Here is a 19,543-nt window from a genome sequence, read left to right as displayed (position 1 = left end):
AGATTTCTTTGTCTCTACAAATCGTGCTATATAGCAACATGTCTAAATGCTAACGAACAAGGAAGGCTCAGGTGATCATGAGCACGTGTACTATTCTGTCAGTAGAATAGAATGCCTGATGTTAAAAGCTTGTTGACTTAGAGCCTAAGTGGCCTAAATATTAGTAAATGAATGACAAAAGACTTTTCCAAAAGTAAGCAGACGAGCCGTCCGATTGTCCACAGGAAACAAGCATGATGCGGTCGTCTTGCATTGAAGGAGAGAACAATTAAAATGGGTAAATATTTTGGAACAGATGGCGTTCGTGGCGTCGCGAATAGTGAATTAACACCGGAATTTGCATTTAAACTTGGCCGCGTAGGTGGTTATGTTTTAACGAAGGATGCAACAGGGCGTCCAAAGGTATTAATTGGTCGTGACACACGTATTTCAGGCGAAATGCTTGAAGGTGCACTAGTAGCCGGGCTTTTATCAATCGGCGTAGAGGTGATGCGTCTTGGTGTAATTTCTACACCAGGTGTTGCTTATCTTTCTAGAATTATGAGTGCAGACGCAGGCGTCATGATTTCAGCTTCACATAACCCAGTTGCCGATAATGGCATTAAATTTTTCGGTCCCGATGGTTTCAAACTAACTGATGCGCAAGAAGCAGAAATTGAAGCCATTCTTGATGCACCAGAAGATACTTTGCCACGTCCAATCGGTGCGGATCTAGGCATTGTAAGTGATTACTTCGAGGGTGGACAAAAGTATATTCAATACTTAAAACAAACGGTAGATGAGGAATTCGATGGCATTCATGTAGCACTAGATTGCGCACATGGTGCAACATCATCACTGGCGACTCATTTATTTGCTGACTTAGAAGCAGATATTTCAACAATGGGTGCTTCACCAACAGGTCTAAACATTAATGACGGTGTTGGTTCAACACATCCAGAAGGTCTAGCTGCCTTTGTCATTGAAAAGGGTGCAGATGTCGGTTTAGCATTCGATGGTGATGGTGACCGTCTTATCGCAGTAGACGAAAAAGGTAAAATCGTTGATGGAGACCAAATTATGTTTATTATTGGTAAACATTTAAATGCAGTGGGTCGTCTGAAAAAGCAAACGATCGTCTCTACTGTAATGAGTAATATGGGCTTCTACAAAGCTGTTGAAGAAAACGATATGCACAGTGTCCAAACAGCTGTAGGGGATCGTTATGTTGTAGAAGAAATGCGTGCCAATGAATACAACTTAGGTGGCGAGCAATCAGGTCATATTGTATTCTTAGACTTCAATACAACAGGTGATGGCCTGTTAACAGGTATTCAACTTGTCAATATTATGAAGGCTACTGGCAAAAAACTATCTGAACTTGCTGGCGAAATGACGATTTTCCCTCAACGTTTAGTAAATGTCCGTGTAACAGACAAGCATGCAGTGACGGAAAATGCAAAAGTTGCAGCTGTCATGGCAGAAGTTGAAGCAGATATGGCTGGTAACGGTCGCATCTTAGTTCGACCTTCTGGCACAGAGCCACTTGTGCGTGTCATGGTGGAAGCTGCTACAGAAGCGGACTGTGAACGCTATGTAGAACGTATTGCCAATGTAGTACGTACTGAAATGGGCTTAACGGAATAAGTATAAAGTAACTCGATCTTTCATCTTGGAAGATCGAGTTTTTTATGTTTGAAATAGCTGGGAGAGGGAAGAATACTGTTGAGTCACAAAACAACAAGGGGTGTTTTATTGATATGGCTAAAATTGCAACAGTAATAACAGATATGTTCGAGGACGTAGAGTTTACAAGTCCAAAGGCAGCTTTAGAAGCAGCGGGGCATGAAGTCATTACAATTGATATTGAAGCAGGAAAAGAAGTTGAAGGTAAACATGGGGAGAAAGTAAAAATTGATAAAGGGATTGATGAAGTCAAAGCGTCAGAATTTGATGCACTGTTTATTCCAGGTGGCTTTTCACCAGATATTTTGCGTGCAGATGATCGTGTTGTCGCTTTCGTCAAAACGTTTATGGATGACATGAAGCCAACGTTTGCGATCTGTCATGGGCCGCAGCTCCTCATTACTGCGAAAACGCTCAATGGGCGTGATGCCACTGGCTATAAATCAATACAAGTAGATTTAGAAAATGCCGGTGCTAAGTTCCATGATGAAGAAGTATTCGTTTGTCAAAAACAATTAGTGACAAGTCGCACACCAAAAGATTTACCTGCGTTTAATCGAGAAATTGTAAAATTACTTGCAAGTAAAGAATAGCAGGCCCTCATAGCGTAAGACGCAACTTTCGTTACCTGTTGCGTCTTACGCTTTGTGTTATGCCTTATTTTTACGCAATTTAAAAATTGTAGTACGGCATAGACACTCACCTTTGGCACTACATTTTCACTCGAAAATGGGGAAAAGGAGATATTTTTATAACGAAAATTTGACGAACAGCATATGATTGAGTATTATGGAGAAGCTGACGGCTTGGAGATACCTTGTCCGCTTAGCAAGTGCAAAAGGAGGAAAGCTAGCACAAAAAAATCGGAAAACAATTATAGCGCCTGAGCTGAAGAAATTGGACGAAGACATCTTCAGCAGACGAGGTGGAGGTTTATCGAAAATTCGGCGGATGCCTCCCGATCGACATACCCGATTGTCATTTTTCATTTTGAAAGCATTTAAGTGATTGAATGTACAGAAAATGGAGAAGGTATAAGTAAAGCAATAGATAAATAGAAAAACTTCACGTATCGAAGTAAAGCACTATTTTAGAACGCTAAAATAGTACGAGGACGTGCGCGCATCAGTTTGCTTATTTTTAACATAAAACTAAGCGAAACTAGTACCGCCCACTGAAAATTTTCGATAGGCTGAGGTCTAGTTTGTCATTGCGTCAATACGACAATATCGGAGGAAAAGTAATTATGTGTGGAATTGTAGGATATATTGGTGAATTAGATGCAAAGGAAATTTTATTAAAAGGTTTAGAGAAATTAGAATACCGTGGCTATGACTCTGCAGGTATTGCTGTACGCAACGAAGAGGGCGTAACCATCTTTAAAGAAAAAGGACGTATTGCGGACTTACGTGAAGCGGTAGACGAAGACGTGGCTGCAAAGATTGGGATTGGTCATACTCGTTGGGCAACACACGGTGTACCAAATCGTTTAAATGCGCACCCTCATCAAAGTGCATCAGGTCGTTTTACGCTTGTGCATAATGGTGTTATTGAAAACTATCATTTATTACAAAAAACATATTTAAAAGGCATTCCAATGGTGTCTGACACAGATACAGAAGTAATCGTGCAGTTAGTGGAGCTATTTGTGAAGGATGGACTGCAAACGGCTGAGGCATTCCGTAAAACATTATCACTATTACACGGTTCTTATGCACTAGCGTTATTAGATGCTGAAGCGGCTGACACAATTTTCGTAGCGAAAAACAAATCACCACTTCTAGTAGGCGTAGGTGAAGGCTTTAATGTAGTAGCGTCAGATGCAATGGCCATGCTACAAGTAACTGATCAATTTGTGGAATTACACGATAAAGAAGTAGTTATCGTACACAAAGGCAGTGTGGAAATTACAAAATTAGATGGCACAGTCGTAGAGCGTGCACCATACACAGCAGAGCTTGATATGAGCGATATTGAAAAAGGTACGTACCCTCACTATATGTTAAAAGAAATGGATGAACAGCCAACCGTTATCCGTAAAATCATTCAAGCATATGAAGGCGACAATGGCGATTTAACAATTGATGCGGACATTTTACAAGCAGTGCAAGCGGCTGATCGTCTATACATTATCGCTGCGGGCACAAGTTATCATGCAGGCTTAATCGGTAAACAATACTTTGAGAAAATGGCAGGCATTCCTGTTGAAGTGCATATTTCAAGTGAGTTCGGCTACAATATGCCATTACTATCAGAAAAGCCGTTGTTCATCTTCATTACACAATCAGGTGAAACAGCAGATAGCCGCCAAGTACTTGTGAAAATTAAAGAGCTTGGCTACCCAACATTAACCATTACGAACGTACCAGGTTCAACGCTATCACGTGAAGCAGACCATACACTATTATTGCATGCCGGCCCAGAAATCGCTGTAGCTTCTACAAAAGCATATGTAGCGCAGGTGGCAGTTCTTGCAGTAACAGCTTATGTAACGGCAAAAGCAAGCGGAAAAGGCTTAGAATTTGATTTAAAACAAGAACTAGCGATTGCAGCAAACGGTATTCAAACAATTATCGATTCAAAAGATGTATTAGAAGATATCGCAGAAGACTATTTAAAAATTGCACGCAACGCCTTCTTTATCGGTCGTAATATCGACTTCTATGTAAGTCTTGAAGGTGCGTTAAAACTGAAAGAGATTTCATATATTCAAGCGGAAGGTTTTGCAGGTGGCGAACTAAAACACGGTACAATTGCTTTAATTGAAGAAGGCACACCAGTATTCGCCCTAGTAACACAAGAAGCAGTAGCCTTAAATATTCGCGGCAATGTAAAAGAGGTAGCAGCACGTGGAGCGTACCCATGCATTATCGCCATGGCGGGCGTAGACGAAGACGGCGACCGTTTAGTAATCCCGCATGTTAACGAATATTTAACACCACTTGTTTCTGTAGTACCTTTACAGTTAATTAGCTACTATGCAGCACTACACCGTCGTTGTGACGTTGATAAGCCTCGTAACTTGGCGAAGTCAGTGACAGTGGAGTAAGGCTGAAGAGCTATTGAGTTTGATGTAGCTTTATTGAAGATAAATAATTTGTATTAAAGTTTGATTCTAACCATCTCACCTTGTTAAAGGAGAGATGGTTTTTTGTTGCTATCGCTGTATAGGTTGTAAAGCAAAGTATTTAAATTTACTACTGAAACTAGTGTAAACAGGTGCAATTTATCTTGTGAGGTTAAATATAGAAAAACCAATATAATACATATTTATGGTATAATTAAGGATAATTTAAGGTGGTGTTAAATGAGGTGAAAAAGTTGAAAAAGTATTTATACATAAGCATTTTTCTAGGGGTAATTGCTTTATCTGGTTGTACTAGTGTTGAAAGTGATCAAGAAGAAATAGCAGCAGAATCGCTGACTACAGAGCAATCAAGGGCTATAAACAATGAGGCTAGTCCAACAAAGACTGAAGATGCAGCACCGATTCCTTTAAAGTTAACGCAAGAACAAAAAGAAGAATATTATCAAAAATATGTAACAATTATAGAGAAGCTAAATAGTGAAGATATGGACATCAAACTAGAGTTGGAGCCTATAACGAATTTTGTTGATGAATATTGGATTGCAATAGAAGACTTTGAAAAACTGACAAAGGACAGAGCTAATATGTCTATTGTTATTTTAGAAAATAACGAACGCTATAATCCGATGATAGTACCGAAGACAGTAAAGTTACAGATAGGCTCAAAAGAAGCAGATATTATTTTTAAAGGTTCTTTTGACACACAATTAAACACTAATACACCAGGGGGACGACAACTATTTTCAGCATTTCATTCTATTTCTTCAGAAGCAGCAAACGCTGATGGAAGTTGGACACAATTGGGATATGAAGGTTCGCTAATGGATGGAGGAGTTAATTATGTTATTGATGTAGGGGGAAAATTCTCACAGGGTGGTATTATTTCTTCACATATAGTGACATTAAATTTCAACTGTAATATATATGGCGGAATTAGTTAAAAATTTTAATTGAATTCTATCAAACATTTTGCACAAAAAAATTAATCGTTTATAGTAAGAACATTTCTCCGTAATGGGAAATGTTCTTTTATTTTATGCAAATTAAAATAACAGTGGTAATAACGAAAAACAATCTGTATTTATTGAGAAACGATAAATTATATGATAAATTGATAGTGTCATTAACTAAATGAGGTGCTTACTATGAGTGTTAAACGAGGTTCAACTACTTTTTTAAAGGTTATTATTTCACTGGCAGGAATGGCAGTGCTTGCTCTATGTATTTTTTTAGTGCCCCATGTAGCGAATTTCGCCTCTACATCGTATCCAACGATTGCGCCGATGAAATATTTTGTGTTCATCGTGATGTATGGAGCGGCAGTGCCTTTTTACTTTGCACTCTATCAGACTTTCAATCTTTTACGGTACATTGATGCAAAAACACCGTTCTCGGATTTATCTGTAAAGGCGTTAAAGAACATTAAGTACTGCGCAATGATCATTAGTAGTATCTATATAGTAGGTTCACCATTGTTCTATTTTATAGCGAAGAAAGTGGATCCACCTGTTGGAAAGTTGGGATTCGTTATCGTTTTTGCTTCGTTCGTTATCGCCGTTTTTGCCGCTATTCTCCAACGGCTTCTACAAGAAGTCATTAGCATAAAATTAGAAAATGACTTGACGGTCTGAGGCGGATACCATGGCAATTATTATTAATATTGATGTAATGCTAGCAAAACGAAAAATGAGCGTAACGGAACTTTCGGAGAAGGTTGGTATCACTATGGCGAATCTTTCGATATTGAAAAATGGCAAAGCAAAAGCGGTACGTTTTTCAACATTAGAAGCGATATGTAAAGCTTTAGATTGTCAGCCGGGTGATATTATGGCGTATCAAAGCGACGAAGAGATACAAGAATAACAAACAATGAGGAATAAATAAAAACAGAGTGTATCTACAAAATGTGTAGAATATAACTCTGTTTTTTTATGTCGTAAACTTAATATTTATTGCGACGAGCCATTTGCTCTATACGATCAACGACTACTTTGTACAGTTGGTGTGGCAAGTCATGTCCCATACCATCAACTAACATGAGCTCAGCTCCTGGGATGGCAGAAGCCGTGTCCTCGCCACATGCCGGAACGAACAATGGATCGTCCACCCCATGGATGACAAGTGTGGGTACTTTTATAGTTCCCAACAGCGGACGACGGTCACCAGAGACAGCAATAGCAGCAATTTGTCGGCCGACACTACCGGGATCGTATGCTCGCTGAGCTTCCTCCATAATAAGCGCCCGATAAGCATCTTCTTCAAATGGATAGCCTGTGCCAGCGATACGTTTAGCAAATGAGAAGCTGTGTGCCAAAAATCCCGCTTCATTGTCAAATGGGTTCGGCGCTGGTTTGGTCATCATGGCCATGACATCCGGATCAGTTTGCGGGAGGGCAGGATTACCCGAAGTGGACATAATAGATGTTAGTGATAGAACCCGTTCAGGGTATTCACTGGCTGCAATCTGGGCAATCATGCCGCCCATCGATCTGCCAACGAAATGTGCACGTTCAATTGATAGGGCGTCGAGTAGTCCAATCGTATCGTTGACCATGTCATTGAGCGTGTATGGGATTTCCGGTATCTGTCCTGACATGAGAGCAGTCGCCAGTGCGGCAAAATCCAGCGTTGGACAATGGCTAAAGTGCGTAGAGCAACCTACGTCTCGATTGTCAAAGCGGATTACGTGAAAACCTCGCGCTGCTAATATTCGACAAAATGAATCCGTCCATCGAATCATCTGTGTTCCAAGCCCCGCGATTAGGATAATAGCCTCGTCATTGTCGTTACCGAAACGGTCATAGGTTAGTTCGACGTCGTTGACTTTTAATATATTCATCATCTTGTACTCCTCCTTTTATTATGCCAAATTCATTACGCCTCATATGCTATCATTTCATATGTTTAATCCAGGAAATGCTTTAGTGGGTTTGAGTTCTCATCGGTAAAAATGATTGAAATGACTAACAGCCAGTTCCCAATAAGCTTCTTTATATTGAATAAAAAATTAGTTTTGAGGCGATGATTAATAATAAACATTATATTATTTTGTTTGTTAATAATCAAACAATTATAATTTATGTTTGTTTATTTATATAAAAGTAGAGGGAACATTTGATTAATGAAGAACTAGATGATTTCTAAATAGAAATTTTAAGCTTAATGATTAAATAAAACTAAGCTATAAAGAAAAATGCTCTTCATAGCTTAGTTTTAATAGGCCTTATTTTTTATAGCTCACTCGTTTGGGGCGATGGCTTTAAAAAGAACCATACGATACATAACGTGACGAGCGCTAATATAAAAGTATCCATATAAATGAAATGGACACTTGAAGCTAATGCCTCTTGGGATTCGGTTACGACATTTTTCATCGCACCCTCGTGACTACCGGAAGATACAAGGTCAAGGTTTTGAATGCCACGTGCATGGATCATCGTATTGAAAAGCGCCCCGAAAACTGCAGCGCCTAATGTTTGGCTAAATGTATTGATAAATGTATTTAAACCGATTGCTGTACCGCGCGTTTGATTGGAAACAGCTGTTTGAATCGTTACCATGTAAATAGGTGAAACAAGACCCATTCCTAGACCGAATAATCCAACGGCAACATAAATAAGGAACGCTGGTGAAGTGATGGACAATGTAAATAATGAGAAGGCAGCAACTGATAGTACGCAAACACCGAGTAAAATAATTTGTTTCGTATTGAAGCGACCTACTAGTTTGCTAGAGAAAATCGTACCAACTGTCCACATAACAGGAAGAGGCATTAAAATAAGCCCTGCGTCTGTCGCGTTTTTTCCTAATACACCTTGGCTCCAAATTGGTAAATACATTGTTAGACTAATAAGCATAGCACCTGAAATAAGTGTTAGGATATTAATAATAGATAATGTACGATTAGCGAAAAGCGCTAGCGGAATTAATGGTTCCGGCGATTTTTTCTCAATAAATAAGAAAATAATGAATGACACAACTGCAAAGATTAATAGACCGATAATGCTCATATCTCCCCAGTTGTTCTTGCTACTACCTGTTAATAGCGCATATAGGAGAGCAATGGCACTTAATGAGAACACGGTTGCGCCAAGATAATCGATATGATGCTTAGCAGGTTTAACAGATTCTTTGTAATAAATAGCAATCATTACACAAGCGATAATGCCGAATGGTACGTTTAAAAAGAAGATGTAGCGCCAAGAAAGTGAATCTACTAAAAAGCCACCAACTAATGGTCCAATTACACCTGAAATACCCCACACAGCACTAATCCAGCCCTGTGCTTTAGCGCGGTCTTTCACTTCGCTATATAAGTCACCGATAATCGTCATGGTGATGGGCATAATAGCACCAGCGCCTAGACCTTGAAGGGCACGAAAGACAATCAGCTGTTCCATCGAAGTGACGACACCGCAAAGGGCAGAGCCGACTAAAAATATAGTAGCCCCAATCAGTAAAACTTTTTTGCGACCAAATAAATCCGCCAGTTTCCCGTAGATTGGCGTTGAAACAGCTGTGGCAAGCATATAAATGGCATAGACCCAACTAACCAATTCAACACCCGACAAATCACTGGTGATACGGGGGATGGCTGTACTAATAATGGTTCCTTCTACAGCAGAAAGGAATGTCATTAACATTAATGACATAATCACTTTTTTTCTCATATGTTTCCTCTTACTTCCATAAAATTGAATTAAATATAACTTACATTTAAATCTTTCAAATAACAATAGTTGACCTGTATATGAACTAATCGCAAATAACGGAAAATGTAATATAACGAGTGTACTGTTAAAATTTTAGATAAAATGCAAATAAAATTTAAGTCTAAAGGAAAACAGACGTATTTTCAAATACAATTTATCACGTGACGTGCTAATTCTCTTTTCGTAAATTCTCCTTATTAGATGAATAGGTTTTGATATAAAACCCTTCCGTCTCGGACCATTCCGCATACAAAATATCATGAATAGCTGTATATCCTTCCTTTTGCAGTGCGTCATATAGCCATTCCTTCGACTTGCCTGTATACTTTAAAATTTCTTCATTTATTTCCCCTTCATCAATAAATAAGAAGTTAATCGACTCGTCATCTGGCTTTAAATTCAGCATAGCTGGTGTGACTGTATCAAATTGAGCGTATTTTTTTAAGCTGACAGTACCACCAGGCTCTAAGTACAAATCACACACTTCTCGAAGTGAGAAGACCCCTTGTTGGCGCAACATAATGCGCAATTGTTCCATTTCTAAGTGATTCGCTTTTAGTTCCTTTAAGTTGAATTGGCCATCTTTCATTAAAATGGACGTTTCTCCTTTCAGCAGAGCTCTAAATTTATCGAAGCGCTGTGAGGAAATTTCGATGATAAAGAGCATGACTCCCCATACGCTGACCGCAAACCAAACATGAAGCGGTGTAATTTTATTATCATAGATACTTTCTTCTAAAATGCCACCAAGTACAATGGAGTAAATAAAGTCAAAGGGAGTAAGTTGTGCTATTTCTTTTTTGCCTAACAAACGCGTAACAATTAATAAAGCGATGAACCCAAAAAATAATTTTAATCCAATATTCATATAGGTCATGCAATACGACTCCTTCGCTAATCTTACTTTTCACTGACAAAGCCACTAGATGTTGCCACATCTTCCTTCCGTCGTTGTAGAACTCTATACCCGTTGTGCAGAAATTTTCAACCTTATCAAATAATGGTTAAGGTATACTGAATCTATGGCACGAACTAACGGGAGCTGGAGGAAATTATGGATATTGAAAAGGGTACGGAATGTAATATAGAAGAACTTGAAGCTTTATATAATGATTTAAATGATTATCTGGATGCACATATTAATTACCCTGGATGGAAAAAAGGCGTCTATCCGGTAAAGGAAACGGCTATACAGGGTGTTGAAGAAGGTACTTTATATGTCATGAAAGATGGGCATCAAATTGTGGGCACTGTAATTTTAAGACAGGAGCAAGAAGCAGCTTATGCAAAGGCCAATTGGTCGATGCATTTAAAAGATGAAGAAATAATGGTTATTCATACTTTTGCAGTACATCCTACATATTTGAAAAAAGGGATTGGCAAAAAATTAATGGATTTTATTATTCAACATAGTCAAGACATGAAGTTAAAAGCAATACGCTTGGATGTCTATGAAAACAATATACCTGCTATCCACCTCTATAAAAAATATGGTTTTCAGTATGTGGATACAATCGATTTAGGCTATGGCAAATATGGTTTAAATAATTTCGAACTATATCAAAAGTTACTATAAGCAGTTAGTATTGTCAGTTAACTGTTTTCGTTTTTTTTTTATTGTTAGAAAATAATGAATTGACAAAAATATCTATATAGTTTAAAGTAACGAATAATCGAATGGGGGAGAGTATATGTCGGTATTCAAACGTCTAATATCCACAACTACACATCATCATAGCCAGTAGTCTTGCTATCTTTATTAATTTTTTAATAATGAATAGGAAGACTATTTCTCATGAAATCGTATAACTAAGCCGAAATTGGAGCTTATGTTCGTACGATTTTTTTATTTTCCAAAAAACGAAGGAGTGAAAAGGATGAAGAAAATGGATTATCAAAATGTACGAGGAACGCAAGATTATTTACCGGAGCAAGAGCTGATTCGCCGGAAAATTCGTCGTACGTTGGAAGATACATTTATCGCATACGGCTGTAAACCTTTAGAAACACCAATTTTAAACTATACGAGCTTAATGGCATCTAAATATGCAGGGGGTGCGGAAATTTTACAAGAGATGTATCAGCTATCAGATCGAGGACAACGGGACTTAGCACTACGTTATGATTTAACGATTCCATTTGCAAAAGTCATTGCGATGAATCCGACATTACCGATGCCATTTAAACGTTATGAAATTGGCAAAGTGTTTCGAGATGGTCCGATTAAAGCGGGTAGATTTCGTGAGTTTACACAATGTGATGTAGATATCGTAGGGGTTGATTCACAAGTAGCAGAAGCTGAATTGATGATGATGGCATTAGATGCGTTTGATAAGTTGCAACAAGATGTGGTTATTCACTATAACAACCGCAAGTTATTAGTTGGCTTACTTGGATTTTTCGGTGTCAGTCCTGATGACCAAAGTCGCGTTATTTTAATTTTAGATAAAATAGAAAAAGTAGGCCATAACGCTGTTTTAGCGGAATTAAAAGAACTAGGTTTAGAGGCATCAGTAATAACGAAAATTGAAAATTTCTTGCAGGACAATCGAAAAACTACGCTTGCTTATTTCGCTCAATTTGAAGAACCGGTCATTCAAGAAGGATTAGCTGAAATGCTAGAACTAGAACGTTATTTAAGTGCGTTAGGTATTACGGCAAGTTGTCTATTTAATCCATTGCTCGCTCGTGGGCTAGAAATTTATACGGGTACGATTTATGAAATGTTTGTACGCGATGGTCGCATTACATCAAGTATTGGTAGTGGAGGACGCTATGACAATGCAATCGGCGGTTTATTAGGTGGTACAGATACGTTTGCCACTGTCGGAATATCATTTGGGTTAGATGTTATTTTTACAGCTATGATGTTAGCTCAACAGCAGGGTGCGGAAACGTTGGTTGATATCTACATTATCCCTATCAATACAGTATCGGAATCGCTTGTATTAGCAAGGGCTTTACGTAAAGATTATCGCGTTGAAGTCGAGCTTAGTGGCAAAAAAGTAAGAAAAGCTATGGATAAAGCGAATCGTGAGAATATCCCATATGTGATTGTACTAGGAGAGGAAGAAGTGAGGGAAAATCACTATATTGTGAAAAATATGGACACAGGGGAGACCACAAGTAAAAAGTTTATGTTCCATTCAGTACGATAAAGGACGTAAGGGGATGACAGAATGGTAATACGTATTTTACAACCATCAGATGCTCAGTTATATCAGGAAGTACGATTATGTGCATTAAAAAATGATCCACAAGCATTTGGTTCAACTTATGAACGTGAAGTAAAGTTCTCATTAGAAACGGTAGCAGCGCGATTAGAACCATCGAACGATAAATTTGTACTTGGTGCTTTTCATAACGACGGTTCATTAGTAGGCATCGTTACTTTTATGCGTGAAAACAGTCTTAAAACACTTCATAAAGGGAATGTTTTTGGCATGTATGTAGCACCTGAAGGAAGAGGGCGAGGATTAGGAAAATTACTTATGGGTGAACTAATTAAGATGGCGAAAAATTGTGAGGGCTTAGAGCAAATGAAGTTAGCAGTGGTCTCTACTAATATTTCAGCCAAACAGTTATATAAGTCATTAGGCTTTGAGGTGTATGGTGTAGAACGAAATGCCCTCAAATTTAATGGACAGTATTATGATGAGGATTTGATGGTGTTACATATTTAACGGCAAAATAATCTTTTGTGGTATGTGCAAAAGATTATTTTTTATTTCCCGGAAAATAGTATTGTTGGGAAATATAAATAGTAAAGAGTCCATATTAGCGTCTATTTTGAGTGATTTAATCATTTACTATATTAGAGAACCTTTTGCTACATGAAAGGAGAGGAGGATATGCATCTTTTTATAGAGAACGTAAAAGATATAGCTTTTTTCATAATAGTGCTTTCGAGTTTTATGTATCGCAGACAACTTAAATTAACGAAATGGAAGAGAAAGCTGACGAAAGGCGAATGGCTAATGTATATGCTGATGTCCATCGCTCTTCCAATTTATTTCGTTATTTATTATGTTCAACTTTTCGGAACCTAAAAAGCATATTGGACATAGACAAAAAGTAGTTGGAGAAAACCTTTCTTCAACTGCTTATTTTATTTGTATTAGATTATGTATATTTATCCAACCTAAATATTCTAAAAATAGCTATTGAAATTCATTCTTTACGAAATTATAATGATAATGATTATCATTATCGATTATATAATTTTTTGATAGGAGGAAAATCAATTGAATTCTGTTAAATTATTAAGTTTTAGAAAGATGGTCATGTTTTTACTGTTACTATTCGCATTGGTGCTAGTCGGATGCGGAAATAAGGAATCTAAGGAAGCTTCTAATACGGATGATAACAATACGACGCAAGAAGCTAGTGCTGACAATAGCAGCACTGAAGAACATAGTAGTCGAGAAGTCACACATTCATTAGGAACGACAACAATCGAAGGCATCCCTACAAAGATTGTGACGCTTTACCAAGGTGCGACAGATGTGGCGGTGGCAATGGGTATAAAACCTGTAGGGGTTGTAGAATCTTGGGCAGATACGCCATATTATGATTATTTACAAAAAGACCTAGAAGGTGTTCCTCTATTAGGGGAGGAAACACAGCCTAACCTTGAAGAGATTGCTAAGCTTCAACCGGATTTAATTATTGCTTCGAAAAATCGACATGAGGAAATTTATGAACAATTATCGCAAATTGCACCGACTGTTGTGCATCAAGATGTATTTGACTTTAAAGGCACAATTAATTTAATCGGAGAAGCGGCTCATAAAGAAGATAAAGCAAAAGAATTGCTTGAAAAATGGGAAAGTCGTATAGCTGATTTCCAAACGAAAATTAAAGATAAGTTAGGCGATAAATGGCCAATTAGCGCTTCGGTTGTCAATTTTAGAGCTGACCATGCACGTGTTTATCCGGCAGGTTATGCTGGTGAAATTTTAACAGAGCTTGGCTTTAAAGGGCCGAAAAATATTACAGAAAATCCACTGCCTATCGTCCTAAGGTTTACGGATAAAGAAAGTATTCCGCAAATGGATGCGGATGTTATCTATATGTTCTATATCGATGATGAAGCGACGAATAAGACAATGGAAGAATGGACAAGCCATCCATTATGGAAAGAGCTTGAAGCTGTGAAAAACAACCAAGTATACCGTGTTGAAGAGGTATACTGGAATTTTGCAGGTGGTATTTTAAGTGCACATATTATGTTGGATGATATTTATGACAGATTTGAGCTAGAAAAATAAGCGACTGTTCATACATTAGCAAGGAATGGCGGACAGTCATTTCCGATAAATCAAATGGGGGCTCAGCGTATGAGTCCCTTCATTTCTAACAGCTACTTCCTCCAAGGTTAGTGGCAGCAGTTTGAAAAGAACTAGAAATATGGATAAGAAAGTAGGAGTGCAATGCAAAATTTGCTTACCAGTACCTCAATGAAAAGAAGTGTATTGATTATTTGTTGTGTGTTGCTGATCATAGCATTTATTTTAAGTGTAGCTCTTGGTCAAACGTCTATTCCGTTTCAATTAGTGTACGATGCCTTTTTCAATTATGATGCATCCAATTCAGAACATGTTATTATTCGAACATCTCGTTTTACAAGAGCTGTCGTTGCTACTGTAGTTGGAGCTAGTTTGGCTATAGCAGGGGCTCTCATGCGGGCTTTGACGAGAAATCCTTTAGCCGCTCCAGATATTTTAGGCGTTAACGCAGGCGCATTATTTTTTATTGTATGTGCCATTACCTTTTTTTCCATGGATTCGCTTAGTCATTATATGTGGGTGGCCTTTTTAGGAGCTGGTATTGCGGGAGTGCTCGTTTTTTTCCTAGGTTCATTAGGAAGAGATGGTCTTACACCTATTAAAATAGTGCTTGCTGGTGCAGCCATTTCGGCATTGTTTATATCTTTTACACAAGGTTTATTAGTGATCGATGAGCAAGGCATACAAAGCGTATTGTTTTGGCTAGCGGGTTCTGTTTCAGGTCGAAATCTTGATATGTTGTTGCCTGTACTACCGTTCATTGTACTAGGTGGTAGCTTTGCCTTTTTTATGGGCAGGTCCATCAATATTTTGCAGTCAGGTGATGATATTGCAAAGGGTTTAGGCCAACGTACCATTTTAACGAAAGTCGTTATGGGTATAATTGTTATCTTACTTGCTGGCGGATCTGTCGCAGTTGCTGGTTCTATCGGGTTTATCGGCTTAATTGTTCCACATATGGCAATGGGTTTAGTGGGCACAGACTACAGATGGATTATACCGTTTAGCGCAGTAATTGGTTCAACCTTACTATTGTTAGCAGATATTGCAGCTCGCTTTGTTATTATGCCTTTAGAAATGCCGATTGGTGTTATGACAGCCTTTATTGGTGCACCCTTCTTCATTTATATAGCACGAAGGGGGTTAGCGAGAAATGCATAATTATATAACGGTTCGTACAAAATCGGATAAAGTATCGTTTCAACTATCTAAGAAAGTAGCGATGATGATTATTCTTCTTTGTATTTTGCTATGTGGCATGATAATGCTTGCTCTTTCAGTAGGTAGTGATTTTATTTCTCCTGTGACGGTCGTAAAAGAATTGTTTGGCTATGGTACGGGTGAATATTTATTTACAATTCAAACATTGCGTCTTCCAAGAGTTTTACTCGCGGCATTAGTAGGCATGGCGCTTGCTGTATCGGGATTAATATTACAGGGCATTATTAGAAACCCTTTAGCGGCGCCAGATATTATTGGTGTAACTAGCGGCGCATCAGTAGGTGCACTACTTTTTCTTGCTTATGCAACTGTGAGTATTCATTTTTTACCATTAGCAGCCATTATAGGAGCGGGTATCGTATCCACAATTATTTATCTGTTGTCTTGGAAAAAGGGCGTCACACCTATTCGTATGGTGTTAATCGGAATCGGTATTTCAGCATTTGCGAAAGGAATCGTGACCATGCTGATTGTTATGGGGGAGGAAGTTCGTACTTCAAGAGCTTATATATGGCTTACAGGTAGCTTGTATGGTGCCAATATGCAAGATGTTTATTTATTGTTACCTTGGGTTATCCTTTTAAGTTTGTTCACCTTTGTTATGGCAAGAGTGATCAATGTTAAGGAATTAGGTGATGATATTGCATTAGGGGTAGGCGTGAAGGTACAAATTTTCCGATTATTATTCCTGTTAATCAGTGTCATGTTAGCTGGCACTGCTGTAGCTTTTGTAGGGGGTATCGCATTTGTTGGATTAGTAGCTCCCCATATTAGTAGAATGCTGGTGGGACGATCGTTTGCAGCGCTTATTCCCATTTCAGCGATGGTTGGAGCCATTATCGTAATATTTGCAGATATTATAGGGCGCACAGCATTTTTACCAAAAGATTTACCCGCAGGTGTGTTTACAGCAGCAATTGGTGCCCCATTTTTTATTTACTTACTGTTCCGTACAAGAAATCAATGACGGTATGACAGCGCAATAGCGATACATAAGGCGCTAAACAGGTTCTTATTTAATTGTACAAAATGAGAAAGTAGGTGTATCTATTTTGAATCATATATTAGAAGCGGATGCATTAACAGTAAACTATGGTAATGCCAATATTCTAGAAGATTTACATTTACAAGTACCAAAAGGGAAAATTACGGTTTTAGTAGGTGCGAATGGTTGTGGTAAATCAACATTGTTACGGACATTTGCCCGCTTAATAAAACCGAAGGACGGCCATGTATTATTGGAAGGGGAAAAAATACGAGATTTATCGACAAAATCAGTTGCCAAACGGTTAGCAATACTGCCGCAGGGACCGATAGCACCTGAAGGATTAACCGTTTTACAACTAGTTAAACAAGGCAGGTATCCACACCAAAGTTGGATGAAGCAATGGTCTACTGAGGATGAACAAATCGTTAACGACGCATTAGAAGCGACGCAGATGACGCCATTTGCAAATAGCCCCGTCAATGCATTGTCGGGCGGACAGCGACAGCGCGCTTGGATTGCGATGACATTAGCACAAAAAACAGATTTGATTTTATTAGACGAGCCAACTACTTATTTAGATATGGCGCACCAAGTAGAAATTTTAGATTTATTATTCGATTTAAATAGTAGGGAAAATCGGACTGTCGTCATGGTTTTGCATGATTTAAATTTGGCCTGTCGTTATGCGCACCATATTGTCGCCGTGCGCGATAAAAAAATTTACGCACAAGGAAAACCAGAAGAGATTGTGACGATTGATTTGGTAAGGGATGTATTTGGGATGGGTTGCACAATTATGAATGATCCTTTATTTGGCACACCTTTATGTGTACCGCATGGAAAGGGGATCAAGTGTTGTCTTAGAGCCTGAGCAGGAGGGATTTTTATGTTAAATGTACAACAAAATAGACGATTAACACCCTCAGAAGTAGCGATTTTGACAGAGAATTACCGCTTTACGGAAACGAATTTGCCACCTTCTCCTTTTTCAATCGATTCAAAGGGTTTACTTTGTGGTGAGCAATGCCGTCTATACTTACAAACGATTTCACCTATTTTTAATTCCACTTCTTTACTGGCTACTGCTTCTTTGTTTGGCAAGCGCTATTGTGTTTGTACGATGGCGGCACCGCTATATGCGATGTCAATGCTACAGAAGGGGTTGGATGTGTCGATTGACAATGCACGTGTGGAGTCAAGCTACCAAGAAGATTTATGGCTTCCGCGCATAGGTTTAGTCGATGCACAAGTATTTTTGCCAATAAGTAACAGAGCAAAATGGCGAGATCAAATACTTCATTACATCTTTGCTGAAAATATCGCTAAAGTTTGGATGGCTCTATCTGCTACTGCTAAAGTTTCGAAAGCTGTTTTATGGGAACACGCGGCTATGTATTTGCATTGGTTTTATGAAACCCAATTTCGACAAGGAGCAAGTGAACGTGAAATAGCCTATTTAGAAGAAGATTATCATTACATTATGTCAGAAGCATCAGGTGAGATTTTTGGTGAACGTAAAAATCCGTTTACACGCTACAATACCCAAAAGGTCAAGACGAACAGAACTGACGAGCCGATTAGGCTACGGAAGACCTGCTGTTATTATTATTTAACCTCTGAAGAAGAACATGATTATTGTATATCATGCCCCAAAATGACAACGTAACGTTAACAATGTATGTGCGGTGGATGCTAACAAACAGTAACAACTTTGCCCTTCTAGAAAATTCAACAATTGATGCACATTGATGTTTTAGGATAGCAAATTACCTTAGTAGAAGCGGATGGTGTTCCAGGTGCGATGCCTTCTGGTAAAGGCAAAGGTACGAATCCATTGTGGAACTTGTAACTTGGCTTATTGTGATTGGGTACATTCCAACATTAAGTTGCATAGGATAATTTTATAATGTGTGAGAGGATTGAGAAAATGTACTATGTTCCTTATTATGTAAATGCGCCAATGTATAGCTACGGCAATCAGCCTAATCACTTACCTGCTTCTCAAGCGGTAGTACTTCCTAATCAAGCTGGCTACGGTCATAATAATCAAATGACTACCGATTTTGGACAACAACCTTTTGTTGTAAATATGGCGCAGGCAGCTAAGCTCAATAATACTTACCGCACTGCTATTTGGACAGGAAACCATTTGCAAATTACATTAATGAGTTTGAATGTGGGAGAGGATATAGGGTTAGAAGTGCATCCACATGTGGATCAGCTTTTATATATTGAACAAGGGCAAGGGGTTACGCAAATGGGTAGCACTAAAGAGAATTTAAACTTTAGTCGAAATGTTTATGATGATTACGCTATCGTCATACCTGCTGGCACATGGCATAATGTAACGAATACAGGGAATAGCCCGTTAAAGCTGTTTTCTATTTATGCACCTCCTAACCATCCTTTCGGTACGATTCATATGACGAAAGCAGATGCCCAAGAGGGCTACGGTCATTAGCGTTTCAATTTTTATACTGGCAGAGCTGTGATGTATTGCAGCTCTGCTTTTTGCATGCAAGAAAAAATACTTGTTAGCAGAGTGATTGACGTCATGAAAAATAACGTGTTATAATTATCT

Annotated in this window: 18 protein-coding genes; 15 read left to right on the top strand and 3 right to left on the bottom strand. The window is 38.5% G+C overall.

Annotated features, from left to right (window positions below; translation table 11 throughout):
• The first annotated feature begins 273 nt into the window (after nt 1–273).
• The 6 genes from glmM (at nt 274) to ACKVEV_RS15780 (ending at nt 6,616) form a co-directional block, all read left to right on the top strand.
• The gene (glmM, locus tag ACKVEV_RS15805) at nt 274–1,626 is read left to right on the top strand and encodes a phosphoglucosamine mutase (protein ID WP_409367299.1); all 1,353 of its coding nucleotides are present in this window, start codon (nt 274–276) and stop codon (nt 1,624–1,626) included.
• 113 nt (nt 1,627–1,739) lie between these two features.
• Nucleotides 1,740–2,258, top strand: a complete 519-nt coding sequence (locus ACKVEV_RS15800) for a type 1 glutamine amidotransferase domain-containing protein (protein WP_409367298.1) — start codon at nt 1,740–1,742, stop codon at nt 2,256–2,258.
• A gap of 653 nt (nt 2,259–2,911) precedes the next feature.
• Nucleotides 2,912–4,714, top strand: coding sequence for a glutamine--fructose-6-phosphate transaminase (isomerizing) (gene glmS / locus ACKVEV_RS15795; protein ID WP_409367297.1), 1,803 nt, complete (start codon nt 2,912–2,914; stop codon nt 4,712–4,714).
• A 272-nt stretch (nt 4,715–4,986) separates the two neighbouring features.
• A complete protein-coding gene (locus ACKVEV_RS15790; protein WP_409367296.1) occupies nt 4,987–5,694 on the top strand; it encodes a hypothetical protein in 708 nt (235 codons plus the stop codon).
• 204 nt (nt 5,695–5,898) lie between these two features.
• Nucleotides 5,899–6,384, top strand: a complete 486-nt coding sequence (locus ACKVEV_RS15785) for a DUF2975 domain-containing protein (RefSeq protein WP_409367295.1) — start codon at nt 5,899–5,901, stop codon at nt 6,382–6,384.
• 10 nt (nt 6,385–6,394) lie between these two features.
• A complete protein-coding gene (locus ACKVEV_RS15780) occupies nt 6,395–6,616 on the top strand; it encodes a helix-turn-helix domain-containing protein (RefSeq protein WP_409367294.1) in 222 nt (73 codons plus the stop codon).
• Between the two features lie 79 nt (nt 6,617–6,695).
• On the opposite strand, the gene ACKVEV_RS15775 is transcribed toward ACKVEV_RS15780, so the two are convergent.
• The 3 genes from ACKVEV_RS15775 to ACKVEV_RS15765 form a co-directional block, all read right to left on the bottom strand.
• Nucleotides 6,696–7,493 (bottom strand): alpha/beta fold hydrolase, encoded by a 798-nt coding sequence (locus ACKVEV_RS15775; protein ID WP_409370573.1) that lies wholly within the window; start codon nt 7,491–7,493, stop codon nt 6,696–6,698.
• Between the two features lie 490 nt (nt 7,494–7,983).
• Entirely contained in the window at nt 7,984–9,423 is a 1,440-nt protein-coding gene (locus ACKVEV_RS15770; protein WP_409367293.1) for an MDR family MFS transporter, read from the bottom strand.
• 211 nt (nt 9,424–9,634) lie between these two features.
• On the bottom strand, nt 9,635–10,342 hold the full coding sequence (locus tag ACKVEV_RS15765; protein WP_409367292.1) for a DUF421 domain-containing protein: 708 nt from the start codon (nt 10,340–10,342) through the stop codon (nt 9,635–9,637).
• Nucleotides 10,343–10,519: 177 nt separating this feature from the next.
• Here ACKVEV_RS15765 and ACKVEV_RS15760 point away from each other — a divergent pair, with 177 nt between their 5' ends.
• From ACKVEV_RS15760 to ACKVEV_RS15720, 9 genes are all read left to right on the top strand, one after another.
• Nucleotides 10,520–11,041, top strand: coding sequence for a GNAT family N-acetyltransferase (locus tag ACKVEV_RS15760; RefSeq protein ID WP_409367291.1), 522 nt, complete (start codon nt 10,520–10,522; stop codon nt 11,039–11,041).
• Between the two features lie 310 nt (nt 11,042–11,351).
• A complete protein-coding gene (locus tag ACKVEV_RS15755) occupies nt 11,352–12,623 on the top strand; it encodes a histidine--tRNA ligase (RefSeq protein WP_409370572.1) in 1,272 nt (423 codons plus the stop codon).
• 21 nt (nt 12,624–12,644) lie between these two features.
• Entirely contained in the window at nt 12,645–13,148 is a 504-nt protein-coding gene (locus ACKVEV_RS15750) for a GNAT family N-acetyltransferase (protein ID WP_409367290.1), read from the top strand.
• A gap of 594 nt (nt 13,149–13,742) precedes the next feature.
• A complete protein-coding gene (locus ACKVEV_RS15745; protein ID WP_409370571.1) occupies nt 13,743–14,735 on the top strand; it encodes an ABC transporter substrate-binding protein in 993 nt (330 codons plus the stop codon).
• Nucleotides 14,736–14,897: 162 nt separating this feature from the next.
• A complete protein-coding gene (locus tag ACKVEV_RS15740) occupies nt 14,898–15,914 on the top strand; it encodes a FecCD family ABC transporter permease (protein ID WP_409367289.1) in 1,017 nt (338 codons plus the stop codon).
• Entirely contained in the window at nt 15,907–16,941 is a 1,035-nt protein-coding gene (locus ACKVEV_RS15735) for a FecCD family ABC transporter permease (protein WP_409367288.1), read from the top strand. The genes ACKVEV_RS15740 and ACKVEV_RS15735 overlap by 8 nt, the downstream gene beginning before the upstream one ends.
• A gap of 85 nt (nt 16,942–17,026) precedes the next feature.
• A complete protein-coding gene (locus ACKVEV_RS15730) occupies nt 17,027–17,833 on the top strand; it encodes an ABC transporter ATP-binding protein (RefSeq protein ID WP_409367287.1) in 807 nt (268 codons plus the stop codon).
• Nucleotides 17,834–17,848: 15 nt separating this feature from the next.
• Nucleotides 17,849–18,628, top strand: coding sequence for an IucA/IucC family C-terminal-domain containing protein (locus ACKVEV_RS15725; protein WP_409367286.1), 780 nt, complete (start codon nt 17,849–17,851; stop codon nt 18,626–18,628).
• Between the two features lie 240 nt (nt 18,629–18,868).
• A complete protein-coding gene (locus ACKVEV_RS15720; RefSeq protein ID WP_409367285.1) occupies nt 18,869–19,423 on the top strand; it encodes a cupin domain-containing protein in 555 nt (184 codons plus the stop codon).
• Nucleotides 19,424–19,543: the final 120 nt, after the last annotated feature.

The organism is Lysinibacillus sp. 38-6 (assembly GCF_046245175.1).
In the GTDB taxonomy this organism is placed as follows: Bacteria; Bacillota; Bacilli; order Bacillales_A; family Planococcaceae; genus Lysinibacillus.
The sequence above is the reverse complement of the archived record's forward strand: the minus strand, read 5'-3'. Positions and strand labels throughout refer to the sequence as shown.

Bases quoted from the DNA above. Each gene is read 5' to 3' on its own strand.
- glmM (WP_409367299.1), top strand. From the start codon at position 274: ATGGGTAAATATTTTGGAACAGATGGCGTTCGTGGCGTCGCGAATAGT.
- ACKVEV_RS15800 (WP_409367298.1), top strand. From the start codon at position 1,740: ATGGCTAAAATTGCAACAGTAATAACAGATATGTTCGAGGACGTAGAG.
- glmS (WP_409367297.1), top strand. From the start codon at position 2,912: ATGTGTGGAATTGTAGGATATATTGGTGAATTAGATGCAAAGGAAATT.
- ACKVEV_RS15785 (WP_409367295.1), top strand. From the start codon at position 5,899: ATGAGTGTTAAACGAGGTTCAACTACTTTTTTAAAGGTTATTATTTCA.
- ACKVEV_RS15780 (WP_409367294.1), top strand. From the start codon at position 6,395: ATGGCAATTATTATTAATATTGATGTAATGCTAGCAAAACGAAAAATG.
- ACKVEV_RS15775 (WP_409370573.1), bottom strand. From the start codon at position 7,493: ATGATTCGATGGACGGATTCATTTTGTCGAATATTAGCAGCGCGAGGT.
- ACKVEV_RS15770 (WP_409367293.1), bottom strand. From the start codon at position 9,423: ATGAGAAAAAAAGTGATTATGTCATTAATGTTAATGACATTCCTTTCT.
- ACKVEV_RS15765 (WP_409367292.1), bottom strand. From the start codon at position 10,342: ATGACCTATATGAATATTGGATTAAAATTATTTTTTGGGTTCATCGCT.
- ACKVEV_RS15760 (WP_409367291.1), top strand. From the start codon at position 10,520: ATGGATATTGAAAAGGGTACGGAATGTAATATAGAAGAACTTGAAGCT.
- ACKVEV_RS15755 (WP_409370572.1), top strand. From the start codon at position 11,352: ATGGATTATCAAAATGTACGAGGAACGCAAGATTATTTACCGGAGCAA.
- ACKVEV_RS15750 (WP_409367290.1), top strand. From the start codon at position 12,645: ATGGTAATACGTATTTTACAACCATCAGATGCTCAGTTATATCAGGAA.
- ACKVEV_RS15745 (WP_409370571.1), top strand. From the start codon at position 13,743: ATGGTCATGTTTTTACTGTTACTATTCGCATTGGTGCTAGTCGGATGC.
- ACKVEV_RS15740 (WP_409367289.1), top strand. From the start codon at position 14,898: ATGCAAAATTTGCTTACCAGTACCTCAATGAAAAGAAGTGTATTGATT.
- ACKVEV_RS15735 (WP_409367288.1), top strand. From the start codon at position 15,907: ATGCATAATTATATAACGGTTCGTACAAAATCGGATAAAGTATCGTTT.
- ACKVEV_RS15725 (WP_409367286.1), top strand. From the start codon at position 17,849: ATGTTAAATGTACAACAAAATAGACGATTAACACCCTCAGAAGTAGCG.
- ACKVEV_RS15720 (WP_409367285.1), top strand. From the start codon at position 18,869: ATGTGTGAGAGGATTGAGAAAATGTACTATGTTCCTTATTATGTAAAT.